Genomic DNA, 23,460 nt, shown 5'->3' on the forward strand with positions numbered 1-23,460 from the left:
TGCGACGACCCGTTGACTGTGTTCGTACAGACACACTACCGAAGACCGAGCATGAATCGAACGTCTGTCCACAGCGTGTCGCCGGGTGGAGAGACCAGACGTCAGCTGGCGGTCGCGGACGGTCGCGCGGGCGGGGCACGCCAGGCCGACAGGGTGGCGGGGAGGGCGAGTGTCAGGGCCACCGCCGCCACGACCTCGGGGAGGTCCCACCAGAGGCTGCCGAGGCCGACCAGGCCCAGGGCCACGAGGAACCCGCCCTCGGCCACCACGCCCGCCACGGAGGTCACGGTCGCCCGGGCGTCACCGCTCATCGCGCTCTGCAGCCGGATGTCCCCGGCGACGTAGACACTGCTCGCCGCGGCATAGCCCACACCCAGCGCCCCGAAGCTCCAGACCCCGGTGCCGGACGCCCACGCGCCCCACGCCAGCAGCAGCCCCGCGCCCAGGACCAACGCGGCGTGCGCACCCCGGTCGAGCAGCGCCACCCGGTCTGCGAACCACGTGCCCACCGCCTCCGCCAGGACGATCCCGGCCATGACCCAGGCGATGACCGGCACGCTCGTCCCGCCCTCGGCGAGGACCAGGTTGAAGTACTCGTCGAGCCCGACCAGGGCCACGACCGCGGCATACGCGAGCAGCACCCGGCGCACCGCCGGCGCGGACGCAGCCTCGTGCACACCCGCCCGGAGGGTATGCAGCCACGCCGCCGCGGAGACCGGCTCCGGCGGTGGGACCACCTCCTCCTCCGGCGGGGGCTCGACCGGGGCGGCGCGGGGCAGCGACACGGCGACGAGCAGGTGCACCAGCGTCATCGCCACGCTGACCCAGCCGACGAGCGCGAAGCCGCCGGCCTGGTGCAGGGGTGCCGCCGCGGCGATCGCCAGCCCCATCACGACCACCCCGGCCGTCTCGGCGCGGGCCCGCACCAGCCCGTAGCGGTGCGTGCGCCCGGCGGCCGCCAGCTCGTCGTAGAGGAACGCCTCGAACGTCCCGGACTTCATCGCGTCCGACAGGGACCACAGCACGAAGCCGGCGAGGAACCCCCAGTAGGAGGGCGCGAGCAGCCAGGTGACGAACGCGGAGGTGTAGACGACGGCGGAGGCGATGAGCAGCCGGCGTCGGTCCAGCAGGTCGGCCCAGGCACCCGAGGGCACCTCCAGCACGAACGCCGTGACCGACCAGACCGCCAGCAGCGAGGTGATCTGGGCGGCGTCCAGGCCCTGCTCGGCGAAGAGGAGGGCGTAGACGCCGAACAGGGGCATGGCCTCGTGCGTGGCCCGGTAGGCCACCGCCCTGCTCTCGACGCGGGTTCAACCCTCCCCGGCGGGAAAACGACCCCGGGCCCACGTGAGGTGCGGCACGGTCGGTCGGCCTACTGCTCGACGCGGAAGCCGACCTTGACGCCGACCTGCCAGTCCGCGACCGCCCCGTCGACCAGGTGGCCGCGGATCTCGGTCACCTCGAACCAGTCCAGGTTGCGCACCGACCGTGCGGTGGTCGCGATGGCGTTGGTGATCGCGGCCTCCAAGCCGTCGGGCGAGCTGCCGACGATCTCGGACACGCTGTAGACATGGTTGCTCATGGTGACCTCCCGTTGTCGCGGGGGCCGCGCCGACCCCTGCCCGCACCCTAGCCCCGCGGGCAGGGCCGGCGCAGGGGTCGCCGGAGCCCTCAGCCCTCGATCTTGCGGGCCCGGATGACCCCGTCGATGGCCAGGATCCGCTCCTTCAGAGCGTCCTTGACCTCACCCTCGACGTCCACCAGCGTGTAGGCGTACTCACCCTTGGACTTGTTGGTGAACTCCGCCACGTTGAGCCCCGCCTCGGCCAGCGCCGCGGTGATCTGGCCGATCATGTTCGGCTTGTTCTCGTTGAAGATGCCGAGCCGGGTGGTGCCCGGGGTGCGGGCCATGACGACCTCGGGGAAGTTCACCGCGTTGCGGATGTTGCCGTGCAGCAGGTAGTCGGAGAGCTGGTCGACGGCCATCACCGCGCAGTTGTCCTCGGCCTCGCCGGTCGAGGCGCCCAGGTGGGGCAGCGCGATGACCTTGGGGTGGATGGCACCGGCCTCGCTGGGGAAGTCGTTGACGTAGGCGTGCAGGTGCCCCGAGTCGAGCGCCTCGAGCACCGCGGCCTCGTCCACGACGCCGCCACGGGCGAAGTTGAGCACCACCGAACCCTCGGGCATGAGCGCGACACGCTGGGCGTTGATCAGCCCGCGGGTGCCCTCCACCAGCGGCACGTGCAGGGTGATCATGTCCGAGCGTGACAGCAGCTCCTCGACGCTGGCCACCTGCTCGACCTGGGGTGAGAGCTGCCAGGCGGACTTGACCGTCACGGCGGGGTCATAGCCGAGGACCTTCAGGCCGAGCGACTGCGCCGCGTTGGCGACGAGCACGCCGATCGCGCCCAGGCCGATGACGCCCAGCGTCTTGCCGGGCAGCTCGAAGCCCGCGAACTGCTTCTTGCCGGCCTCCACCTGCTTGTCGAGGTCGGCGCCGGACAGGTGCTTGTCGGCGACGAGGTCCCGGGTGTAGTCCGCCGCGTGGTAGAGGTTGCGCGCGGCCAGCAGCATGCCGGCGATGACCAGCTCCTTGACCGCGTTGGCGTTGGCGCCGGGGGTGTTGAACACCGGGACGCCCAGTGCGGCCAGCCGGTCGACGGGGATGTTGTTGGTCCCCGCTCCGGCGCGGGCGACGGCATACAGGCTGCTGGGCACCTCCACGGAGTGCAGGTCGGCCGAGCGCAGCAGGATCGCCCGCGGGCGCCGGATGTCGGTGCCGACGTCGAAGACGTCGCGGTCGAGGCGCTGGAGCCCCACCGGTGAGATGGCGTTGAGGGTCTGGATGGCGAACTTCGTCATGGGGATGTCTCAGCCGTTCTGCTTCTCGAAGTCGGTCATGAGGTCGACGAGGGCCTGCACGCCCTCGAGCGGCATGGCGTTGTAGATGCTGGCCCGCATGCCGCCGACGCTGCGGTGACCGCCGAGGCCGGACAGCCCCGCCTCCGCGGCCGCGGCCAGGAACGGCTTGTCCAGGGCGGGGTCGGGAGCCAGGAAGGGCACGTTCATCCACGAGCGGGCGTCCGCGTCGACCGGGTTGGACCAGAAGTCGGAGGAGTCGATCGCGCCGTAGAGCAGCTCAGCCTTGGCCCTGTTGCGCTGGGCCATGGCCTCCAGCCCGCCCTGCTGCTCGACCCACTCCAGCACGAGGCCGACGAGGTACCAGGCCAGGGTCGGGGGAGTGTTGAGCATCGAGTCGGCCTCGGCCATCGCCTGCCAGTGCAGCACCGACGGGGTCTCGGGGCGAGCCCGCCCGAGCAGGTCCTTGCGGACCACGACCACCGTCAGCCCCGCCGGTCCCAGGTTCTTCTGGGCGCCGGCGTAGATCACGCCGAAGCGGGAGACGTCGAGGGGCCGGGACAGGATCGTCGAGCTCGCGTCGGTCACCAGGGGCACGTCGCCCGCGTCCGGCACGTAGGGGAACTCGACGCCGCCGATGGTCTCGTTGAGGGTGTAGTGCAGGTATGCCGCGTCCGCCGGGACCTCGAGGCTGCCCGGCGCCGGCACGGTGGCGTAGCCCGAGTCCTTCTCGTCGGCGACCACCCGCACGTCGAGGTGGTTGCGGCCCTCGGCGATGGCCTTCTTGCTCCACGCCCCGGTGTTGACGTAGGCCGCGGTGGCACCGACGGCCGCGAGGTTGAGCGGGACGGCGGCGAACTGCCCGGTGGCCCCGCCCTGCAGGAAGAGCACGGCGTAGTCGTCCGGCACGCCGAGCAGGGACCGCATGCGGGCCTCGGCCTCGGCGGCGATGGAGACGAACTCGGGGCTGCGGTGGGACATCTCCGTCACCGACATCCCGGACCCTCGCCAGTCGGTCAGCTCGGACTGGGCGCGCTCGAGCACCTCGAGCGGCATGGTGGCGGGTCCTGCGGAGAAGTTGTAGACGCGCACAGGTCTTCCTCGTCGGTGTCGGGGAGCGACCGCAGCACAGGCTGGTCCCGCGGCCGCGGGTCTCAGCTCTGAGTTGCTGGCGCCTACCGTACCGTCAACCGCGCGCCGTCCGGACACCCGCCCGGACGGCGGAACGCGGCGGGTCCGCACGTCCTCCGGCCCACTACGCTGTCGCCCCATGGCCGGCTCCCGACGCGTCCCCGAAGGACCAGCACCCGACCCCGCCGTCCAACGGCTGCGCATCCGCTACGCCAAACGAGGACGGATGCGGTTCACCTCGACCCGCGACTTCCAGCGCGCGCTGGAGCGGGCGGTGCGCCGGGCCGGCCTGCCGGTGGCCTTCTCGGCCGGCTTTCACCCCCACCCCAAGATCTCCTACGCCAACGCGGCGCCGACCGGCACCGCCAGCGAGGCGGAGTACGTCGAGGTCAGCCTGTCCCGTCAGGTCGACCCGGCCTCGGTCGCGCCGCTCCTCGACGCCTCGCTGCCCGAGGGGCTCGACGTCCTCGAGGTGGCCGACGCGGCAGACCTGCCCGGCGCCCTCGCCGACCACCTGCAGGGCAGCCTCTGGGCCCTGCGCTTCCGGGCGGGGCAGTCGCTCCCGGACCTCGCGGGTATGGAGTCCGCCGTCGCCGCACTCCTCGCGGCCCCCGAGGTGCTCGTGACCCGGATGATGAAGAAGGGTCCTCGCGACATCGACGTGCGCGAGGCGGTCCTCGACCTCACGCTGTCGTCCAGCCCCGTGGCGGCGGTGCCGGCCGGCCCGGGGGACGTGGTGCTGCTGGCGACGGTGCGGCACACCACCCCGACGGTGCGTCCGGAGGAGATCTGGGCGGCCTTGCGGCAGGTCGGTGGCGCCGACCTGCCGAGGCCGGTCAGCACGCGGTTGCGGCAGGGCCCGGTCGTCGGCGGCACCGTCGCCGAGCAGCTCTCCGGCTGACCGCGGGACACGTCGGAGCCGTGGGGTGGCCCCCTACGGGCCGTGCTGTGCGATACTCGCCGTGGACGGGCAGTAGAGCCACACCGCTGTCCGGCCCGGTGCGAGTCCCCTCGCTGTGCGGCAACCCTGCCGGCACGCGCGACGCCCAGCAACGGTGCGTCGAGCCGACTCCTGCCGGCCCACCGGTGCCGCGCCCACGCGCGAACCGTGCGGCAACCAGGACGACTTCCGTCCACGGCCGACCGGCCTGGACGACTGCACCCGCGCCGCGCGGGGGAGTGGGCCCCAGGCCCCGAGGTGTGGGCTCGGCCGCGCGGCCTGGAAGGACACACCGTGTCTGATGACAGCACCCGCAGCATCGACGGCGAACAGACCGACGAGGACCGCCAGCACCGAGCCGCCGAGCTGACCGCGCAGGCGCAGGCGCTCTTCAGCGCCGGGGGCCTCGACCTGCCTACCGTCGACGTCCCTGACGACGACGTCGCTCAGGCCGACGAGGACGAGGACGTCGACGACGAGAACGTCGACGTGCCCGTCGTCGCGGTGGTCGACGACGACGGCCGGCAGCCGCAGCCTGCTGACGACTCCGCCGGGCCGGCCCCGCGCACCGAAGGCGTGGAGGGCCCCGACGGAGCTGACGGTGCCGGGGACGCCCCCGAGCCCGTGGACGAGGACGAGCCGGGCCAGGAGGAGACCTCCGAGGAGCCCTCGGCGGCCTTTCCCTCCTTCGGCGTGGTCTTCCAGGCCCCCGACCTCAGCGACGTCCCGCGTCGCCGCTCCAGGCGGGCCACCTCGGCCGTCACCACGCCCGCGGAGCGCCCCGCGGAGCAGCCCCAGGAGCCCGAGCAGGCTGCCGACCGGGAGGACGGCGCCGAGGGCGAGGACACGGACACCTCCGGCGACGACGCGGGCAGCCGCTCGGGGCGGCGTCGCAGGCGTGGCGGCAAGGGCCGCCGTCGCGGCGCGTCGGGCGAGCAGGGCGACGACCCCGCCGACGCCGACTCCGAGGGCGGCTCCGACGACGCGAACCAGACCGAGGGTGGGACCGACGCCGACCAGACCGGCGGCGGCGGGACGGCCGCGTCCGGCCGTCGCAGCCGCCGCGGCCGCCGCAGCGGCCAGCAGGCCGCCGAGGAGGCGTCGACACCTGCCACCGCCCAGGACGACGGCGAGGACGGCAGCGACGCCGACGACGACACCGGCACCTCCGGTGGCACCCGCCGTCGTCGTCGCAGGCGCCGTACTGGCGAGTCGGGTGCGTCGGAGCGGCCCGCCCGCGACGAGGTCACCTCGGTCAAGGGGTCGACCCGCCTGGAGGCCAAGCGCCAGCGCCGCCGAGAGGGCCGCGAGGCCGGCCGCCGTCGCACGATCATCACCGAGGCCGAGTTCCTCGCCCGCCGCGAGAGCGTGGACCGCGTCATGGTCGTGCGCGGGCTCGAGGACCGCACCCAGATCGCGGTGCTCGAGGACGGGGTGCCGGTCGAGCACTACGTCTCCCGCTCCGCGCAGAGCACGATGGCGGGCAACGTCTACCTCGGACGGGTGCAGAACGTCCTGCCCAGCATGGAGGCAGCCTTCGTCGACATCGGCAAGGGCCGCAACGCCGTGCTCTACGCCGGCGAGGTCAACTGGGACGCCGCCGGTCTGTCCTCCGGCGAGCCCAAGCGCATCGAGAACGCCCTCAAGGCCGGAGCGAGCGTCCTGGTCCAGGTGACCAAGGACCCCATCGGGCACAAGGGTGCCCGCCTGACCTCCCAGATCTCCCTGCCGGGTCGCTACCTGGTCTACGTGCCGGGCAACTCGATGACGGGGATCTCCCGCAAGCTGCCCGACACGGAGCGCACGCGCCTGAAGAAGATCCTCAAGGAGGTCGTCCCCGCGGACGCCGGGGTCATCGTGCGCACCGCCGCCGAGGGCGCCTCCGAGGCCGAGCTGCGTGCCGACGTGGAGCGCCTGACGGCCACGTGGGAGCGGATCAGCAACGCCGCGAAGCAGAAGAGCTCCAACGCCCCCGCCCTGCTCCACGGCGAGCCGGACATGACCGTGCGGGTCATCCGCGACGTGTTCACCGAGGACTTCTCCAAGCTGGTCGTCTCCGGCGAGCAGGCCTGGACGGAGGTCAAGCGCTACATCGACGACGTGGCTCCGGACCTGGCCGACCGCGTGGAGAAGCACACCGGGACGACCGACGTCTTCAGCACCTACCGCGTCCACGAGGCGATCGCCAAGGCCATGGACCGCAAGGTGTGGCTGCCCTCCGGTGGGTCGCTGGTCATCGACCGCACCGAGGCGATGACCGTCGTGGACGTCAACACCGGCAAGTTCACCGGCTCGGGGGGCAACCTCGAGGAGACGGTGACGAAGAACAACATCGAGGCGGCCGAGGAGATCGTCCGGCAGCTGCGGCTGCGGGACATCGGCGGCATCATCGTCATCGACTTCATCGACATGGTGCTGGAGAGCAACCGCGACCTGGTCGTGCGGCGGCTCCTGGAGTGCCTGGGGCGCGACCGCACCAAGCACCAGGTCGCCGAGGTGACCTCGCTGGGCCTGGTCCAGATGACCCGCAAGCGCGTCGGCTCCGGTCTGATCGAGGTCTTCTCCGAGCCGTGCGCGCACTGCAACGGGCGCGGGGTCCACGTCCAGGCCGAGCCGGTCCAGCGCAGCGGCAACGGAGGCGGCGGCTCGGGGGAGGACTCCTCCGGCGGCAGCAGGCGTGGCCGTGGCAAGGGGCGCAGCGGCTCGTCGGCACCGTCCGGCGGCACCGAGCCCAAGAACGTCCTGCCCACCCCCAACCCCAACGGTCCCACCCCGGCCCAGATCGCGGCCGCTGCGCACGCGGCCGCGCTGCAGGCCGGTGCCAGCTCGGACGCCGCCAACGCGGCGGCCCAGGCGGCCGCGACCGAGGTCGCCCCGGAGGCGGCGGCCGCCGTGGAGAGCCAGGAGGGTGCGGTCGAGGTGCGCTCCGACCAGACCCCCTCCGGTGACGCACCGACCGCAGCTGCGGCTGCCCCCGCGGAGGACGTGGCCGGCAGCGGGGCGGACGGCGAGGCCGGGCCGCAGGCCGACGCGCCGGAGGCCCCCTCGACGACGGGACGTGCCCGAGGCCGCGCGGCCAAGGCCACCACCGCCACCAAGGCGGCCGCCAAGCGCGGCACCGCCAGGCGTGCCTCCAAGGCAGCCGCCGCGGTCACCGAGCCGGGCGAGACAGCCTCGGCGGAGCAGGCCGCCCCGGCGACCGCCGCCGAGCAGCCCGCGGCGGCCACCGCACCGGAGCAGCCCGCCCCGGCCCCCGCGACAGCACCGGAGCAGCCCGCTCCGGCCTCCCCGCCCGCGGCCGAGCAGCCCGCACCGGCACCCAAGCGCCGCCGCCGCGGCCGTGCCGTCGCTCCGGCCGGGCCCCCGGCCGCAGGGTCGGAGGGCGCCACCGACCCGGACGGCTCCTGACCGCCCGCAGGACCGACGTCCCGGCCGCCGGCCGAGTTTGGTCCGGACGGCCGGGGCACGGTAGGCTGGTGCGTCGGTTCGCCCCGTACCCGGGACGGGTCTAGAGACGACGCGACGCGGCGGCTCGACCCGGACCTGCGGGAGCTGCATACCCACCCATGACGAGGAAGTGAGTTCAACGTGTACGCGATCGTCCGTGCTGGCGGCCGCCAGGAGAAGGTGTCCGTCGGCGACGTCCTGACCATCGACAAGGTCGGCGGCAACGCTGCTGCGGGCGACACCGTGGAGCTCGCGCCGGTGCTGCTGGTCGACGGTTCCACCGTCACCGCCGACGCCGACGCCCTCGGCAAGGTCAAGGTCACCGCCGAGATCCTCGGCGCCACCAAGGGCCCGAAGATCATCATCCAGAAGTACAAGAACAAGACCGGGTACAAGAAGCGTCAGGGCCACCGCCAGCCGCTCACCCAGGTCAAGATCACCTCGATCGACGCCTGACGTCGTCGTCGCTACCAGGAGGCATCAGCCATGGCACACAAGAAGGGTGCGTCCTCGACCCGCAACGGTCGTGACTCCAACGCCCAGCGTCTCGGCGTCAAGCGGTTCGGCGGCCAGGTCGTCGGCACCGGCGAGATCATCGTCCGTCAGCGCGGCACGCACTTCCACCCCGGTGAGGGCGTGGGGCGTGGCGGCGACGACACGCTGTTCGCCCTCGTCCCTGGCGTGGTCGAGTTCGGCAGCAAGCGCGGCCGCAAGACCGTGAACATCGTCGCGGCGGACGCCGCGACCGTCGACGCCTGAGGCCCAGGCGCCGCACACTCGCGCACACGACGTTCCGACGCCGGTGGGGGCATCCCCACCGGCGTCGACGTGTCTGCCGCACGTGCCCGCGTGCCCCGCGGGCACCGCATACCCGTCCGACCCGGTGAGAGGATCACCCCATGGCCAACTTCGTGGACCGCGTCGTCCTGCACCTGCGCGCCGGCAACGGCGGCCACGGGGTGGCCTCCGTGCACCGCGAGAAGTTCAAGCCGCTCGGCGGCCCGGACGGCGGCAACGGCGGGCGCGGCGGTGACATCATCCTGCGCGTCGACCCGCAGGTCACGACGCTGATCGACTACCACCACTCGCCCCACCGCAGCGCCCCCAACGGCAAGCCCGGCGAGGGGGACGAGCGCAACGGTGCCCAGGGCCAGGACCTGGTCCTGCCCGTGCCCTCGGGGACGGTGGTGACCACCCGCACCGGAGAGGTCCTCGCCGACCTCGTGGGCGAGGGCGCCGAGTACGTCGCCGCCCAGGGCGGACGCGGCGGCCTGGGGAACAAGGCCCTCGCCTCGCCCCGCCGCAAGGCGCCGGGCTTCGCGCTGCTGGGGGAGCCGGGAGCCGAGACCGAGGTCGTGCTGGAGCTCAAGACCCTCGCCGACGTCGCGCTGATCGGCTTCCCGTCCGCGGGCAAGTCCTCGCTGGTGTCCGTGCTCTCCGCCGCCCGGCCCAAGATCGCCGACTACCCGTTCACCACGCTGGTGCCCAACCTGGGCGTCGTCACCGCCGGAGGGGAGCGCTTCACCGTCGCGGACGTGCCCGGCCTCATCCCGGGTGCCTCCGAGGGCCGCGGGCTCGGTCTGCAGTTCCTGCGCCACGTCGAGCGCTGCCACGTCCTCGTGCACGTCATCGACTGCGCCACGCTCGAGCCCGGCCGCGACCCGCTCACCGACCTCGAGGTCATCGAGGCCGAGCTGGCGGCCTACGTGCCGCACGGCTCGCTCGGCGGCATCCCGCTGGCCGAGCGCGTCCGCGTCGTCGTGCTCAACAAGGCCGACGTGCCCGAGGCGCGCGAGCTCGCCGAGATGGTCCGTCCGGACCTGCAGGACCAGGGCTATGAGGTGCACATCGTCTCGGCGGTCGCGCACCAGGGCCTCAAGGAGCTGACCTACGCCCTCGCGGCGCACGTGAAGAAGGCGCGCGAGGAGCACCTCGTGGTCGAGCCGCCGCGGGTGGTGCTGCGGCCCAGGGCCGTCGACGACAAGGGCTTCACCGTGCGGCGGGAGACGGCCGGAGACGGTGAGGTGTTCCGCATCGTCGGCGAGCGGCCGACCCGCTGGGTGCGCCAGACGGACTTCGCCAACGACGAGGCGGTCGGCTACCTGGCCGACCGGCTCAACCGCCTGGGTGTCGAGGACGCGCTGCTCAAGGCGGGAGCGGTCGCGGGCTCGACGGTGCTGATCGGCCCCGAGGACGACGCCGTCGTCTTCGACTGGGAGCCGACGATGGCCTCGGGTGCCGAGCTGCTCGGCGCGCGCGGCAGCGACCTGCGCCTGGACGAGCGGGAGCGGCCCACGCGGGCCGAGAAGCGCGAGGCCTTCCACGGCAAGATGGACGCGGCGGCCCAGGCGCGGGCCGAGCTCGAGGCCGAGCGGCGCGCGGGCCGGTGGACCGAGGACGACTGACCCGTCACCCGGCGACCGAGGCAATGCATGAGTATGTTGTCACGTGGATTAGTATTCGGCCATGGCGAAGTCTCCGAGCCTTGACCGCAGCGTCGTCCGCGACGCGCGCCGGCTCGTCGTCAAGGTGGGCTCCTCCTCGCTGACCGCGCCCCAGGGGGGCCTCGACGGCTTCCGCCTGCAGGCGCTGGCCACCACACTGGCCAAGCGTGCTCTCGACGGCGTGGAGGTGGTGCTCGTCTCCTCCGGGGCGATCGCCGCCGGCATGGGCCCCCTGGGGCTGACCCGCCGGCCCAAGGACCTGGCCACCCAGCAGGCGGCGGCCAGCGCCGGCCAGGGCGTGCTGATGACGGCCTACACCAACGCCTTCACGATGCACGGCGTCAAGGTGGGGCAGGTGCTGCTCACCGCCGACGACATGCACCGGCGCAGCCACTACGTCAACGCCTCGCGCACCCTCGAGCGGCTGCTCGAGCTGGAGGTGGTGCCGATCGTCAACGAGAACGACACGGTCGCCACCGACGAGATCCGCTTCGGTGACAACGACCGGCTCGCGGCGCTCGTGGCGCACCTGGTCAACGCCGACGCGCTGCTGCTGCTCTCCGACGTCGACGGCCTCTACGACGGGCACCCCAGCTCGGCCGGCACCCGGCGGATCCCGCACGTGCGCACGGTGGAGGAGGTCGCGCACGTGGACGTCTCCGGGGGCGGCTCGCAGCTGGGCACCGGCGGGATGGCGACCAAGCTGACCGCGGCCCAGATGGCGACGGCGGAGGGCATCAGCGTGCTCCTCACCAGCGCCGACCAGATGACCGCGGCCTTCTCCGGGGACGACGTCGGCACCTTGTTCACCCCCACGGGGGTCAAGAGCCCGGCCCGTCGCCGGTGGCTGGCCCACGCGACCAGCGCCGCGGGCCGGATCGTCCTCGACGACGGCGCCGTGGAGGCCGTCGTGCGACGGCGCACCTCGCTGCTGCCCGTCGGCGTCACCCGGATCGAGGGACGGTTCACCGCGGGGGACACCGTCGAGCTGTGCGCCCCCGACGGGCACGTGGTCGCCAGGGGCCTGGTCGGCTACGACGCGGCGGAGCTGCGGCCGCTCGTCGGCCGCCGCCTCGACCGCGCCGCGCGTCTGCGCACGGAGGCCCCCGCACCTCGTCCCGTGGTCCGCCGCGACGACCTCGTCGTGCTCTGACCACCGCCCGCCCCGCGTCCACCCCGGACCCGACCCGCGTCACCCCGTATCCGACCGCACCGTCACGAGCACAGCAGGAGCAGCAGAGCATGAGCACCCAGATCGCCCCCGACGTCGTCGAGCACGTCCACGAGACCGCCCGTCGCGCCCGCGTGGCGGCGCGCGAGCTGGCCCTGCTCACCCGTGCGCAGAAGGACAGCGCCCTCGTCGCCGTCGCCGACGCCATCGACGACGGTGCCGCGGACGTCGTCGCCGCGAACGCCGAGGACCTGCGGCGGGGCCGTGAGCGGGGCCTGGCCGAGAACCTGCTGGACCGCCTGACGCTGGACGAGGAGCGCGTGCACGCCGTGGCCGACGCCCTGCGCCAGGTGGCATCCCTGCCCGACCCGGTGGGTGAGGTCGTGCGCGGCTCCACCCTGGCCAACGGCCTGCAGATCCGCCAGGTGCGGGTGCCGATGGGCGTCGTGGGCATGATCTACGAGGCCCGGCCCAACGTCACGGTCGACGCGGCCGGCCTGGGCCTCAAGAGCGGCAACGCGGTCATCCTGCGCGGCGGCTCCGCGGCGTCGTCCACCAACGCCGAGCTGGTGCGCATCATGCGGGCCGCCCTCGAGGCGCAGGGCCGCAACCCCGACGCGGTCAACCTGCTCACCGAGGGCGGGCACGACGCGGGTCGCGCGCTGATGACCGCCCGAGGGCTGGTCGACCTGGTCATCCCTCGTGGGGGTGCCAGCCTGATCAGGACCGTCGTGACCGAGTCGACGGTGCCCGTCATCGAGACCGGCACCGGCAACTGCCACGTCTACGTCGACGCCTCCGCCGACACCGAGATGGCCGTGGAGGTGGTGCTCAACTCCAAGACGCACCGCACCTCGGTCTGCAACGCCGCCGAGTCGTTGCTGGTCCACCGTGAGGCCGCGGACCGGGTGCTGCCGCGGATCATGGAGCGGCTCGCCGCGGCCGGCGTCACCGTGCACGGCGACCGGGCGATGGAGGGGTATGCCGAGTCCGCGGGCGCCGCGCACGTGCCCGTCACCGACGAGGACGACGACACCGAGTTCCTCTCCCTCGACCTGTCCGCCCGCGTCGTCGACAGCCTCGAGGAGGCGATCGCGCACGTGCAGGAGCACACCAGCGGCCACACCGAGGCGATCGTCACCGCCGACCGGGCCGCAGCGCGGCGCTTCACCGCCGAGGTGGACGCCGCGGCGGTCATGGTCAACGCCTCGACCCGCTTCACCGACGGGGGCGAGTTCGGCTTCGGCGCCGAGATCGGGATCTCCACCCAGAAGCTGCACGCCCGCGGCCCGATGGCCCTGCCGGAGCTGACCACCACCAAGTGGGTGGTGGAGGGCGACGGTCAGGTGCGCTGAGCGGGGGAGCCGGCCCGGTCGCTGCCGTCGTGCAGCGAGTCGTGCGCGACGTAGTAGGTCGGCCGGCGCTGCAGGGTGGCGTAGATGCGCCCGACGTACTCCCCGAGCACGCCGAGGCAGAGCAGCTGGAGGGCGCCGAAGGCGGCCACGATGACCACCGTCGAGGTCCAGCCGGCCACGGTGGCCCCGGTGAGCTTGGCCACGAGCGCGTAGACGAGCAGCGCGACGGCCAGCACGAAGCCGCCGAGCCCGAACCAGGTGGCCAGGCGCAGCGGGGCGCTGGAGAAGCCGGTCACCGAGTCGACCGACAGGCGGACCATCGTGGCCAGCGGGTACTTGCTGGAGCCGGCCGCCCGCTCGGCCCGGACGTAGCCCACCGTCGTCGAGGGGAAGCCCAGCGCGGGCACGACCAGGCGCAGCACCCGGTGGTCCTCGGGGAGGGCGTTGACGGCGTCGACCGTCGCGCGGGACATCAGCCGGTAGTCGCCGGCGTTGTCCGGGGCGCCGGTGGCGCCCATCATCCGCATCGTGGCGTAGAAGGCGTGCGCCGAGCGACGCTTGAAGGCGCTGTCGCTGGAGCGGTCGGTCCGCACGCCGTAGACGACGTCGACCTGCTCGGCGCGGGCCGCCTCGAGCATCCCGGGGATGACCTCCGGCGGGTCCTGCAGGTCGGCGTCCAGGGTGACCACCCAGTCGCCGCGGGCCGCCGCCAGGCCGGCCGAGATCGCGGCCTGGTGACCGGCGTTGGCGCGCAGCCGCAGCACCCGCAGCTGCGGCCAGGTGCGCCGCGCCGCCTGCAGCAGCACGGGGGTCTGGTCCTTGCTCCCGTCGTCGACGGCGAGGAGCTCGTAGGCCTCGTCCAGCCCGTCGAGGACCGGCCGGAGGCGTGCGACGAGCATCGGCAGGACGTCGGCCTCGTTGAACATGGGGACGACCACCGACAGCACGGGGTGAGGGGCGGGCATGGCACCACTGTATGTCCGCCAGGGCCGGGGTACAGTGACCCCCATGACGTCTGCGCTGTCCCAGTTCATCGTGGCCTCCGGCGAGCACGCCGAGGAGGGCGGCCACGCGATCGTCAACGAGCTGCCCTTCGAGCCGATCTGGTTCGGGGTGATCGCCCTGGCGGCCTTCGCCGCCCTGCTGCTGCTGCTCATGACCTTCCGCAACACCCTGGCGCTCGACCCGCACGCCCCCGAGGCGCGCAGCACGTCCGACGTCCACGGGACCCGCACCTCCTGATGCGCCTGGGGGTGATGGGTGGGACCTTCGACCCCATCCACCACGGGCACCTCGTCGCGGCCAGCGAGGCCGCGCACCTGCTCGACCTCGACGAGGTGGTCTTCGTCCCCACCGGGCAGCCCTACCGCAAGGACGTCAGCGAGGTCAGCCGCCCGGAGCACCGTTACCTGATGACGGTCATCGCGACGGCGTCCAACCCCCGGTTCACGGTCAGCCGTGTCGACATCGAGCGCGCCGGCCCGACCTACACGCGGGACACGCTGCGCGACCTGCGGACGCAACGTCCCGACGACGAGCTGTTCTTCATCACCGGCGCCGACGCCCTGGGGCAGATCCTGTCCTGGGAGGGCGTCGAGGAGCTCTGGGAGCTGGCGCACTTCGTCGGCGTCACCAGGCCCGGGCACGAGCTGTCCGGGGCAGGGCTGCCGCAGGACAAGGTGACCCTGCTGGAGGTGCCGGCGATGGCGATCTCCTCCACGGACTGCCGCGAGCGCACCGCCGCGGGCGAGCCGGTCTGGTACCTCGTCCCGGACGGCGTCGTGCAGTACATCGGCAAGTACCACCTCTACAGGGAGGACCCCACGTGAGCGCGACCCCCCGAGCAGTCGAGCTGGCGCAGGCGGCAGCCGCCGCGGCCCACGACAAGCTGGCCCACGACGTCGTCGGCCTGGACGTCTCGGGGCAGCTGGCGCTGACCGACGTCTTCGTCATCGCCTCCGCGCCCAACGAGCGCCAGGTCGGGGCCATCGTGGACGCCGTGGAGGAGCGGCTGCAGACCCTCGGCTCCAAGCCGCTGCGCCGGGAGGGCCAGCGTGAGGGCCGCTGGGTGCTGCTGGACTTCGGCGACATCGTCGTGCACGTCATGCACTCCGAGGACCGCGAGTTCTACGACCTGGAGCGGCTCTGGAAGGACTGCCCGCCGGTCGTCCTGCCCGAGGACGGCGCCGCCGTCGGCGACGGGGCCTGAGCCAGGGGTATGCGGCGCGTCATCGTCTGGCGGCACGGCGAGACCGCGCACAACGCCGGGGGGATCTACCAGGGGCAGCTGGACAGCCACCTGTCCGCGCGCGGTCGCGAGCAGGCCGCCGCCGCGGCCGAGGCGCTCGCCCGGCGGGGCGTGGCACGGCTCCTGGCCAGCGACCTCGCCCGCGCCTCCGACACCGCCGACGCGCTGGCCGCCCGCACGGGCCTGCACGTGGAGCACGACGGCCGGCTGCGGGAGATCCACGTGGGTCAGTGGCAAGGGCTGCCGCACACCGAGGTGGTGGCCCGCTTCCCCGACGTCGTCGCCGCCCTCGACCGGGGTGAGGACGCGGTGCGGGGCGTGACGGGGGAGCGGGTCGCCGACGTGCGGGTCCGGGTACGCGCGGTCTTCGACGAGCTCGTCGCCCGTCTCGGGCCGGAGCAGACCGCCGTCGTGACCACGCACGGGATGGCCGGCCGCGCGCTGGTCGCCGACGTCGTCGGCCTGAGCTACCGGCAGGCCTGGCTCTCGCTGGTGGGTCTGCACAACTGCCACTGGGCCGAGCTCGTCGAGCACCGGACCGGCTGGCGGCTGGAGGCCTGGAACGTCGGCGTGACCCCGAGCGTCGGCAGCGTCAGCGACCGCTGACCAGCGATTTGGAGATTGCTCGCGGGGGTGGGTAAGGTGTTCCAGTCCTCGCGACGAGGGGCTGTGGCGCAGTTGGTAGCGCACCTCCATGGCATGGAGGGGGTCAGGGGTTCGAATCCCCTCAGCTCCACCAGCAGGACCACGCAAGAGGCCGGGACGAGAGTCCCGGCCTCTTGCGCGTCCGGGCCGCCATCGGCCGGGCCGGCACGTCCCCGGGCCCCCGGCGGGGGTCAGAGGCCGCCCAGGACCCGGTGGGTGAGGTCGTCGGCGATCTGCTGCAGGCGCGGCACGACCGACGACGCGTGCTCTCGCGTCATCCGCTCCACGGGGCCGCTGACCGACAGGGCCAGGTCGCCCCACCGGCCGGCACCCACCGGGACGGCGACGCAGCGCACGCCCAGCTCCTGCTCCTCGTCGTCCACGGCATAGCCCTGCTCTCGCACCCGCTGCAGCTCCTGCCGCACCGCGTCCACCGTGGTGAGCGTGCGGGGCGTGCGCGCGGTGAGCTCGCCGTCGCCCAGCAGCGCGCGGGCGCGGGCCTCGTCCATGCCCGCGAGCACCACCTTTCCCACGGCGGTCGAGTGCAGCGGCACCCGCCGGCCGACCTCGGCGAAGATGCGCAGGGTGTGCGGCGAGGGGGCCTGGGCGAGGTAGACCATCGCGCCATCCTCGAGCGCGGCGATGTTCGCCGTCTCGCCGGTCGCCTCCACGGCGGCCCGCAGCGCGGGCAGCGCCAGCGCGGCCAGCTCGCGGGAGGAGGCGTCACCCACCCGCAGGGCCGCCGGGCCCACGCCATACCTGCGTCCGGGGTCCTGCCGGACCCATCCGCGCCGGGACAGGGCCATGAGCAGGCGATGAGCCGTGCCGGCCGGCAGCGCGACCTCGCGGGCGATCTCGGTGACGCCCAGGGTGCCGTGGCGCCCGGCCAGCAGCTCGAGGATGTCCAGGGCCCGGTCGACCGACTGGACGCCGCGCGGACGCTCCTCCTCCCGCGTGCTCATGCGCCCAACCCTACCGGCGGGTCCGGTGCGGGCCGTGGCTGTCCTGCGGCGTGGGTCATTGACGCGAGGCCCGAGCAGGGGCATAGTGCGACCCGCGCCGACGCGACGTCCTGTCGCCGACGCCCGGTCTCTTCCTGAGAGGTGTCAGTGTGGACAACCTTGCCGTTCTGAGTCTGCTGGCGATCGCGCCGATCGCCGTGGTCGGTGTGCTGCTGGCCGGCTTCCGGTGGCCCGCGAAGTTCGCCATGCCCGTCGGCTACGTCGTGGCCGTGGTGATCGCCCTGCTCGTGTGGCAGATGCGGCCCGGCGCCGTGGCGGCGGCCACCGTCGAGGGGCTGATCATCGCGGTCACGCTGCTCTACATCGTCTTCGGTGCCCTCCTGCTGCTGTCGACGGTCATCGCCAGCGGCGCGATGAGCACCATCCGGGCGGGGTTCACCGCGATCTCGCCGGACCGTCGCGTCCAGGCGATCATCATCGGCTGGCTCTTCGGCTCCTTCATCGAGGGTGCCTCCGGCTTCGGCACCCCCGCCGCGGTCGTGGCGCCCCTGCTGCTGGCGCTGGGCTTCCCCGCGATGGCCGCCGTCATGGTGGGCCTGATCATCCAGTCCACCCCCGTCTCCTTCGGCGCGGTCGGCACGCCCATGATCGTCGGCGTCGGGCAGGGCCTCGCCGGTGACCCGGGGGTGGCGGCGCGCGAGCAGGAGCTCGGGCTGTCGCACCTGGAGTACGTCGCGCTCATCGCCAGCCAGGTCTCGGTGATCCACGCGATCGCCGGCCTGCTCATCCCGCTGATCATCTCGGTCATGCTCACCGGCTTCTTCGGGGAGCGGCGCAGCTTCGCCGAGGGTCTGAGGGTGTGGCCGTTCGCCCTCTACGCCTCGGTCGCGATGACCGTGCCCTACGTGCTCGTCGCCTTCCTCGCCGGCCCGGAGTTCCCCGCGCTGCTGGGTGGCCTCATCGGCCTGGCCCTGGTGATGTTCACCTCCAGCAAGGGCTTCCTCATGCCCAAGGAGACCTTCGAGTTCGGTCCGCGCGCCTCGTGGGAGGAGCGCTGGATGGGCTCGCTGGACACCGACCACCTCGACGACCTGAGCCGGCGCAAGATGAGCCTGCCCGTGGCGTGGGCGCCGTACGTCATCATCGCCGTCCTGCTGCTGGCCACCCGTCTGATCGAGCCGCTGACCGCCGCGCTGCGCTCGGAGAACGCCGCGGTGACCATCCCCTTCGAGAACATCTTCGGCACCGGGATCTCCACGACCTGGCAGTGGCTCTACAGCCCCGGCACGGTGTTCATCATCACCTGCGTGATCACCTACGCACTGCACCGGATGAACGCCCGGCAGATCAGGGAGACGTGGACCGTCGCCGGCAGGCAGATCCTGGGCACGGCGGTGGCGCTGCTCTTCGCCGTGCCGCTCGTGCGCATCCTGATCCGGTCCGGCGCCGAGTTCACCGAGTCGGGCCTGGCCTCGATGCCGGTGACCCTGGCCGAGGGGGCAGCCGCGGTCGCGGGGGCCAACTGGCCGCTGATCAGCCCCTGGATCGGGGCCCTGGGTGCTTTCGTCGCCGGCTCCAACACCGTCTCGAACCTGACCTTCGCGCTGTTCCAGTTCGCGACGGGCAACGAGATCGGCGTGACGCCGGAGACGGTGGTGGCCACGCAGGCGGTGGGCGGTGCCGGTGGCAACCCGGTCGCGATCCACAACATCGTGGCCGCCTCCGCCACGGTGGGCCTGCTGGGCAGGGAGGGCGACCTGATCCGCAAGACGGCTCTGGTGACCTTCTACTACTGCCTGGTCGCCGGCGCGGTCGGCTACTTCATGATCTACGGCGCCGGGCTCGCCGGGATCATCCACACCGCCGTCCTGCTGGCCATCCTCGTCGGGACGGTGTGGTGGATGCTCAACCGCGAGAAGAGCCTGCCGCCGGCGAGGGCGCACGCCGAGCGCTGAGCGCCTGCGCCGCACGCACGAAGGCCCCGGTCGTCGCGACCGGGGCCTTCGCGCGCCAGAGAGCGGAGACGGGGAGCGGGGCGACGCCCTGCTCAGACCAGGAGCTCGCCGCGGATCGAGGCGTCCAGGAGGGTGGCGGTGTGGACGAAGGGGATCGGCCGGCCGGCCCGCTCGAGGGCCCGGGTGATCTGCATCAGGCAGCCGGGGTTGGCCGTGACGAGCAGCTGTGCGCCGGTGGACAGGATGGTCGCCGCCTTGCGGTCGCCCAGCTCCGTCGCCGGCACCGGGTTGAGGATGTTGTAGGTCCCTGCCGAGCCGCAGCAGATGTCGGCGTCCGGGATCTCGCGCAGGCTCAGCCCGGGGACGTCGCGCAGCAGCTGCCGCGGCTGGGACACGATCTTCTGGGCGTGCCGCAGGTGGCAGGCGTCGTGGTAGGCGACGGCCACCTCGGTGCCCTCCGCGGCGACCGGGTGCCGGGGCGCGACCGGGCCGAGCTCGACGAGGATCTCGGACAGGTCGCGGACCCGCTCGCTGAAGTGCCGGGCCCGCTCGGCGTAGTCCGGGTCGTCCGCCAGGAGGTGGACGTACTCCTTCATCGTCGACCCGCAGCCCGCGGAGTTGACGACCACCCAGTCGACCCCGGCCTCCTCGAAGGTGTCGATGAGGCGGCGCGCGAAGCCCTGCCCCTCCTCCTCGCGGCCGATGTGCACCGACAGCGCGCCGCAGCAGCCCTGCCGCCGGGGGGCCACGACGTCGCAGCCCTCCGCGGCCAGGACGCGGGCCGTGGCGGCGTTGACGTCGCCGAAGAACTCCCGCTGCACGCAGCCCGTGAGCATACCGACCACAGCGCGGCGTGGACCGCTGGCCGGGGTGCGCTCGGGCAGCTCGACGCGGGGGCCCAGGCGGGGCGCCAGGCTCTGCATGACCTCCAGCTCGGGGCTGACGCGACCGACGAGGCCGGTCCGCTCCACGAGCCCGAGCACGCCCGTGCGCTGCGCCAGGCGCAGGGGGCCGCGCAGCACACGCAGGCGCTCGGGGTAGGGGAAGAGGTTGAAGATGAGCGCCCGCAGCCCCTTCTGGGTGGCGGGTCGGTCGACGTTGCGCTCGACCTGGGCGCGGGTCTGCTCGAAGAGACGGTCGTACTGGACGCCGGAGGGGCAGGCCGTCACGCACGCCATGCAGCCCAGGCAGGCGTCGAAGTGGCCCACCATGGACTCGGTCAGCGGTGCGCCCTCGGTACCCGCCCGCATCAGGTCGATGCGCCCGCGCGGGCTGTCCATCTCCTCGCCCCACAGCTGGTAGGTGGGGCAGGTGGTCAGGCAGAAGCCGCAGTGCACGCAGTCGTCGATGAGCTCGCGGCTCGGCGGGTGGTGCTCGTCGAAGGCCGGGGTGCGCACGGTGGCCGAGCGCTCGCCACGGACGGTCGGGATGCCCAGGTCGACGGCGTCGACGGGACGCCCTGCCGGCTTCGGCGCGCCCACGGGCACGGGGCTCTGGTCGGGTCGTGCCGTCATCTACAGACCTCCTACGAAACGTCCGGGCGCGAGGATGCGGGTCGGGTCGAACTCGTCCTTGACGCGCCGCATCAGGTCGACCGCCGGGACCGGGCCCCAGGTGTCGACGGCGGACCGGGCCTGGGGACCGGCCTCGAGCACGACGGTGGACCCGCCGAGGTCGACGCTGGTGCGGCGCACCGCGTCGACGGCGTCGGCGACCTCCTGCGGCGTGCGCGCAGGCAGGGCCGCCCACAGGACGCCGGTACCGGCAGACCCGGTGACGGTGGCGCCGTGGGCGGTGGCGACCTCCACGAGGGCGGGTATGCCGCTCAGCCGTGAGGTGGTCTTCAGCAGCACCGTCCGGGCGGGCGGTGACGCCGCGGCGCCCGCGGCGTCGAGGCCGTCGGTGTCGAGACCGTCGCGCCGCCCGGGCAGGTGCCCCCACCACGCGGGTGGCGCGGCCTCGACGGACGCCCCCGGCCCGAGCTCGGCCCGGAGGGCCTCGGCGCGGGCGGCGGCGCCGGCCTCGGTGCCGCTGACCAGCGCGACGACCGACGGGTCGGCCCCTGGCGTGGCGTGGACCTCGACGGCGTGCGGCACCAGCTGGCTGGCCACCAGGGCGGCGAGCACGCCGGGCAGCCGGTCGGACGGCACGGCGCCCCCGACCCAGTGGCTGGCCGGCGGCACCGGGTGCAGGCGCACGGTGACCTCGGTGACCACCGCGAGCGTGCCGAAGGAGCCGGTGAGCAGCTTGGACAGGTCGTAGCCGGCGACGTTCTTGACGACCTTGCCGCCTGCCTTGGCCACGGTGCCGTCGGCCCGGACCAGCCGCATCCCCAGGACGAGGTCGCGGGGGGCGCCGACCCACATGCGCCGCGGCCCGGCGAGGTTGGTCGCGACCAGACCGCCCAGCGTGCTGCCGGCGGCCAGGTCGTCGACCACCAGCTGGTGGCCCGCCTCGCCCACCTGCTGCTGCAGGCGGGCGAGCGGCATACCCGCCCCCGCGGTCGCCACGAGGTCTCCGCGGGAGTGCTCGACCAGGGCGTCCATCGCGCCGGTCTCGAGCACCACGTCGACCCGCTCGGGTGGGCTGCCCCAGGACAGCTTGGAGCCGTTGCCGCGCACGACCACCGCGAGCCCGCGCCCGGAGCAGGCGCGCAGCAGGGCAGAGGTCTCCTCGGTGGAGGCCGGACGCGCCACCACCTGGGGCAGGACGCCGTCGACGGCGTCGTCCGCCCCGGCGTCGCGGACCGGGCACACGCTGCCCAGCTCGTCGGCCAGCGTCATCAGAAGACCTCCGCCAGACCGGCCTGCTGCAGCGGGTGCGCGCCCTGCACGACCCGCGGCCGCTCGCCGCACAGCCGTGGCGTGGGATAGATCTTGCCCGGGTTGGCGATGCCGTCGGGGTCGAAGGCGCAGCGCACCAGCTGCATCGTGTCCAGGTCGTCGTCGGTGAACATGCGGGGCATGTACCTCGCCTTGTCCGAGCCGACGCCGTGCTCCCCGGTGATCGACCCGCCGCTGGAGATGCACAGGTCGAGGATCATCCCCGAGACCTCCTCGGCGCGCTCGGTGGCGCCCTCCTCGCTGGCGTCGAAGAGCACCAGCGGGTGCAGGTTGCCGTCACCGGCGTGGAAGACGTTGGCCACCCGCACACCCCGCTCGGCGCTGATCTCGCCCATGCGGCGCAGCACCTCCGGCAGCGCCGTGCGGGGCACCACGCCGTCCTGGACGATGTAGTCGGGGGAGATGCGCCCGACCGCGGCGAAGGCCGACTTGCGGCCCTTCCAGATCTCGGCGCGGTCGGCCGCGTCGGTGGCCACGCGCAGCTCGAACGTCCCCGCGTCGCGGCAGATCCGCTCCACCTCGGCGTACTCGTGCTCGACCTCGTCGGCGGCACCGTCGAGCTCCACCACGAGCACCGCGCCGGCACCCGCCGGGTAACCGGCGGAGACGGCCTTCTCGGCCGCCTCGATCGCGAGCGCGTCCATGATCTCGATGGCGGCCGGGATGATGCCCGCGGCGATGATCGCGCTGGTGGCCGCCCCGGCCTGGTCGGTGGACCGGAAGCCGGCCAGCACGGTGCGGACCTCCTGGGGCAGGCGGACCAGACGCACGACGGCGCGGGTGGCCACCCCCAGGGTGCCCTCGGAGCCGACGAAGGCGCCGACGAGGTCGTAGCCCGGCGCGTCCGGCGCCTCCGTGCCCAGGGTGACCTCCTCGCCGGTCGGCAGCACGACGTCCAGCGCCAGGACGTGGTTGGCGGTGAAGCCGTACTTGAGGCAGTGCGCGCCCCCGGAGTTCTCGGCCACGTTGCCGCCGATGGAGCAGATCTGCTGGCTGCTGGGGTCGGGCGCGAAGTAGTAGCCCTGGGGGTTGGCCGCCTTCGACACCTGCAGGTTGATGACGCCGGGGTCGACCACCGCCCGCTGGTCCGCGGCGCGGATCGCGTGGAGGGTGCGCAGACGGCTCGTCACGACCAGCACGCCGTCGGCGTGGGGGAGGGCGCCGCCCGACAGGCCCGTGCCCGAGCCCCGCGCCACGAACGGGACCCGGTGCCGGGCGCAGGCTCGCACGGCCGCGGTCAGCTCGCCGGCGTCGTCGGCGAGCACGACGAGCCCGGGGGTGACCCGGTAGGCCGCCAGGCCGTCGCACTCGTAGGTGGCCAGCTCGGCCGGGTCGGTCAGGAGCCGGGAGGCGGGTATGACGTCACCCAGGTCCTCGAGCACCTGCCGGACCGTGCCTCGGCCGGTGTCGTCCGTCATACCGCGCCTCCTCGTCCTCGATCGGCTTCTCGTCCCTAGCCT

The 23,460-nt window shown here is 73.4% G+C and carries 21 protein-coding genes and 1 tRNA gene; 13 read left to right on the forward strand and 9 right to left on the reverse strand.

Annotation, left to right across the window (positions count from 1 at the left end; all coding sequences use genetic code 11):
• Positions 1–101: 101 nt before the first annotated feature.
• The 4 genes from K330_RS0104685 to serC form a co-directional block, all read right to left on the reverse strand.
• Positions 102–1,262, reverse strand: coding sequence for an MFS transporter (locus tag K330_RS0104685; protein ID WP_040657757.1), 1,161 nt, complete (start codon positions 1,260–1,262; stop codon positions 102–104).
• 110 nt (positions 1,263–1,372) lie between these two features.
• Positions 1,373–1,582 carry a dodecin gene (locus tag K330_RS0104690; protein WP_022920698.1) on the reverse strand — a complete coding sequence of 70 codons (210 nt, stop codon included), beginning with the start codon at positions 1,580–1,582 and terminating at the stop codon, positions 1,373–1,375.
• 89 nt (positions 1,583–1,671) lie between these two features.
• Complete coding sequence (locus tag K330_RS0104695; RefSeq protein WP_022920699.1) at positions 1,672–2,862, reverse strand: phosphoglycerate dehydrogenase; 1,191 nt, start codon at positions 2,860–2,862, stop codon at positions 1,672–1,674.
• A 9-nt stretch (positions 2,863–2,871) separates the two neighbouring features.
• A complete protein-coding gene (gene serC / locus K330_RS0104700; RefSeq protein WP_022920700.1) occupies positions 2,872–3,951 on the reverse strand; it encodes a 3-phosphoserine/phosphohydroxythreonine transaminase in 1,080 nt (359 codons plus the stop codon).
• A gap of 178 nt (positions 3,952–4,129) precedes the next feature.
• Between serC and K330_RS0104705 the strand changes: the two genes are divergently transcribed.
• The 7 genes from K330_RS0104705 to K330_RS0104735 all read left to right on the forward strand — a co-directional run bounded on the left by K330_RS0104705 (position 4,130) and on the right by K330_RS0104735 (position 13,347).
• Entirely contained in the window at positions 4,130–4,891 is a 762-nt protein-coding gene (locus K330_RS0104705) for a TIGR03936 family radical SAM-associated protein (protein WP_029202317.1), read from the forward strand.
• Positions 4,892–5,224: 333 nt separating this feature from the next.
• Positions 5,225–8,338, forward strand: a complete 3,114-nt coding sequence (locus K330_RS19225; protein ID WP_051145453.1) for a ribonuclease E/G — start codon at positions 5,225–5,227, stop codon at positions 8,336–8,338.
• 180 nt (positions 8,339–8,518) lie between these two features.
• Positions 8,519–8,833 carry a 50S ribosomal protein L21 gene (gene rplU, locus K330_RS0104715; RefSeq protein ID WP_022920702.1) on the forward strand — a complete coding sequence of 105 codons (315 nt, stop codon included), beginning with the start codon at positions 8,519–8,521 and terminating at the stop codon, positions 8,831–8,833.
• Between the two features lie 30 nt (positions 8,834–8,863).
• Positions 8,864–9,136, forward strand: coding sequence for a 50S ribosomal protein L27 (rpmA, locus tag K330_RS0104720; protein ID WP_022920703.1), 273 nt, complete (start codon positions 8,864–8,866; stop codon positions 9,134–9,136).
• A 140-nt stretch (positions 9,137–9,276) separates the two neighbouring features.
• Positions 9,277–10,782 (forward strand): GTPase ObgE, encoded by a 1,506-nt coding sequence (gene obgE, locus K330_RS0104725; RefSeq protein ID WP_022920704.1) that lies wholly within the window; start codon positions 9,277–9,279, stop codon positions 10,780–10,782.
• 61 nt (positions 10,783–10,843) lie between these two features.
• Positions 10,844–11,974 (forward strand): glutamate 5-kinase, encoded by a 1,131-nt coding sequence (gene proB, locus K330_RS0104730; protein ID WP_022920705.1) that lies wholly within the window; start codon positions 10,844–10,846, stop codon positions 11,972–11,974.
• Between the two features lie 89 nt (positions 11,975–12,063).
• Positions 12,064–13,347, forward strand: a complete 1,284-nt coding sequence (locus K330_RS0104735) for a glutamate-5-semialdehyde dehydrogenase (protein WP_022920706.1) — start codon at positions 12,064–12,066, stop codon at positions 13,345–13,347.
• On the opposite strand, the gene K330_RS0104740 is transcribed toward K330_RS0104735, so the two are convergent.
• A complete protein-coding gene (locus K330_RS0104740; RefSeq protein ID WP_022920707.1) occupies positions 13,335–14,312 on the reverse strand; it encodes a glycosyltransferase family 2 protein in 978 nt (325 codons plus the stop codon). The two genes, K330_RS0104735 and K330_RS0104740, sit on opposite strands and share 13 nt — an antisense overlap.
• 43 nt (positions 14,313–14,355) lie before the next feature.
• Between K330_RS0104740 and K330_RS0104745 the strand changes: the two genes are divergently transcribed.
• From K330_RS0104745 to K330_RS0104765, 5 genes are all read left to right on the forward strand, one after another.
• Positions 14,356–14,589: a hypothetical protein gene (locus tag K330_RS0104745; RefSeq protein WP_022920708.1), complete on the forward strand. Its 234-nt coding sequence runs from the start codon at positions 14,356–14,358 to the stop codon at positions 14,587–14,589.
• Positions 14,589–15,176: a nicotinate-nucleotide adenylyltransferase gene (nadD, locus tag K330_RS0104750; protein ID WP_022920709.1), complete on the forward strand. Its 588-nt coding sequence runs from the start codon at positions 14,589–14,591 to the stop codon at positions 15,174–15,176. The genes K330_RS0104745 and nadD overlap by 1 nt, the downstream gene beginning before the upstream one ends.
• Positions 15,173–15,556, forward strand: a complete 384-nt coding sequence (gene rsfS, locus K330_RS0104755; protein WP_022920710.1) for a ribosome silencing factor — start codon at positions 15,173–15,175, stop codon at positions 15,554–15,556. Before nadD ends, rsfS begins: the two co-directional genes overlap by 4 nt.
• Positions 15,557–15,565: 9 nt before the next feature.
• Complete coding sequence (locus K330_RS19230; RefSeq protein WP_022920711.1) at positions 15,566–16,201, forward strand: histidine phosphatase family protein; 636 nt, start codon at positions 15,566–15,568, stop codon at positions 16,199–16,201.
• Between the two features lie 57 nt (positions 16,202–16,258).
• Positions 16,259–16,334 (forward strand) — tRNA-Ala (locus K330_RS0104765).
• Between the two features lie 97 nt (positions 16,335–16,431).
• Here the strand turns inward: K330_RS0104765 and K330_RS0104770 are convergent.
• The gene (locus tag K330_RS0104770; protein WP_022920712.1) at positions 16,432–17,202 is read right to left on the reverse strand and encodes an IclR family transcriptional regulator; all 771 of its coding nucleotides are present in this window, start codon (positions 17,200–17,202) and stop codon (positions 16,432–16,434) included.
• Positions 17,203–17,351: 149 nt separating this feature from the next.
• Here K330_RS0104770 and K330_RS0104775 point away from each other — a divergent pair, with 149 nt between their 5' ends.
• Positions 17,352–19,157, forward strand: a complete 1,806-nt coding sequence (locus tag K330_RS0104775) for an L-lactate permease (RefSeq protein WP_022920713.1) — start codon at positions 17,352–17,354, stop codon at positions 19,155–19,157.
• 92 nt (positions 19,158–19,249) lie between these two features.
• Here the strand turns inward: K330_RS0104775 and glcF are convergent, their stop codons facing one another.
• Genes glcF through K330_RS0104790 form a run of 3 tightly spaced genes read right to left on the reverse strand, consistent with a single transcriptional unit; the run spans position 19,250 to position 23,418 of the window.
• Positions 19,250–20,671, reverse strand: coding sequence for a glycolate oxidase subunit GlcF (gene glcF / locus K330_RS0104780; protein ID WP_022920714.1), 1,422 nt, complete (start codon positions 20,669–20,671; stop codon positions 19,250–19,252).
• A complete protein-coding gene (locus tag K330_RS0104785) occupies positions 20,672–21,940 on the reverse strand; it encodes an FAD-binding oxidoreductase (RefSeq protein WP_022920715.1) in 1,269 nt (422 codons plus the stop codon).
• Positions 21,940–23,418 (reverse strand): FAD-linked oxidase C-terminal domain-containing protein, encoded by a 1,479-nt coding sequence (locus K330_RS0104790; RefSeq protein WP_022920716.1) that lies wholly within the window; start codon positions 23,416–23,418, stop codon positions 21,940–21,942. Before K330_RS0104790 ends, K330_RS0104785 begins: the two co-directional genes overlap by 1 nt.
• Between the last annotated feature and the right edge of the window lie 42 nt (positions 23,419–23,460).

Origin of the sequence: Ornithinimicrobium pekingense DSM 21552, from assembly GCF_000421185.1 — a bacterium.
Taxonomy (GTDB): Bacteria; Actinomycetota; Actinomycetes; order Actinomycetales; family Dermatophilaceae; genus Ornithinicoccus; species Ornithinicoccus pekingensis.

What these genes read in the sequence shown, in the direction of transcription:
- K330_RS0104785 (WP_022920715.1), bottom strand. Translation starts at nt 21,940, where the DNA reads ATGACGCTGGCCGACGAGCTGGGCAGCGTGTGCCCGGTCCGCGACGCC.
- K330_RS0104790 (WP_022920716.1), bottom strand. Translation starts at nt 23,418, where the DNA reads ATGACGGACGACACCGGCCGAGGCACGGTCCGGCAGGTGCTCGAGGAC.
- K330_RS0104705 (WP_029202317.1), top strand. Translation starts at nt 4,130, where the DNA reads ATGGCCGGCTCCCGACGCGTCCCCGAAGGACCAGCACCCGACCCCGCC.
- K330_RS19230 (WP_022920711.1), top strand. Translation starts at nt 15,566, where the DNA reads ATGCGGCGCGTCATCGTCTGGCGGCACGGCGAGACCGCGCACAACGCC.
- rpmA (WP_022920703.1), top strand. Translation starts at nt 8,864, where the DNA reads ATGGCACACAAGAAGGGTGCGTCCTCGACCCGCAACGGTCGTGACTCC.
- proB (WP_022920705.1), top strand. Translation starts at nt 10,844, where the DNA reads ATGGCGAAGTCTCCGAGCCTTGACCGCAGCGTCGTCCGCGACGCGCGC.
- K330_RS0104690 (WP_022920698.1), bottom strand. Translation starts at nt 1,582, where the DNA reads ATGAGCAACCATGTCTACAGCGTGTCCGAGATCGTCGGCAGCTCGCCC.
- K330_RS0104735 (WP_022920706.1), top strand. Translation starts at nt 12,064, where the DNA reads ATGAGCACCCAGATCGCCCCCGACGTCGTCGAGCACGTCCACGAGACC.
- glcF (WP_022920714.1), bottom strand. Translation starts at nt 20,671, where the DNA reads ATGACGGCACGACCCGACCAGAGCCCCGTGCCCGTGGGCGCGCCGAAG.
- K330_RS0104685 (WP_040657757.1), bottom strand. Translation starts at nt 1,262, where the DNA reads ATGCCCCTGTTCGGCGTCTACGCCCTCCTCTTCGCCGAGCAGGGCCTG.
- obgE (WP_022920704.1), top strand. Translation starts at nt 9,277, where the DNA reads ATGGCCAACTTCGTGGACCGCGTCGTCCTGCACCTGCGCGCCGGCAAC.
- K330_RS0104745 (WP_022920708.1), top strand. Translation starts at nt 14,356, where the DNA reads ATGACGTCTGCGCTGTCCCAGTTCATCGTGGCCTCCGGCGAGCACGCC.
- K330_RS0104695 (WP_022920699.1), bottom strand. Translation starts at nt 2,862, where the DNA reads ATGACGAAGTTCGCCATCCAGACCCTCAACGCCATCTCACCGGTGGGG.
- nadD (WP_022920709.1), top strand. Translation starts at nt 14,589, where the DNA reads ATGCGCCTGGGGGTGATGGGTGGGACCTTCGACCCCATCCACCACGGG.
- K330_RS0104770 (WP_022920712.1), bottom strand. Translation starts at nt 17,202, where the DNA reads ATGAGCACGCGGGAGGAGGAGCGTCCGCGCGGCGTCCAGTCGGTCGAC.
- K330_RS0104740 (WP_022920707.1), bottom strand. Translation starts at nt 14,312, where the DNA reads ATGCCCGCCCCTCACCCCGTGCTGTCGGTGGTCGTCCCCATGTTCAAC.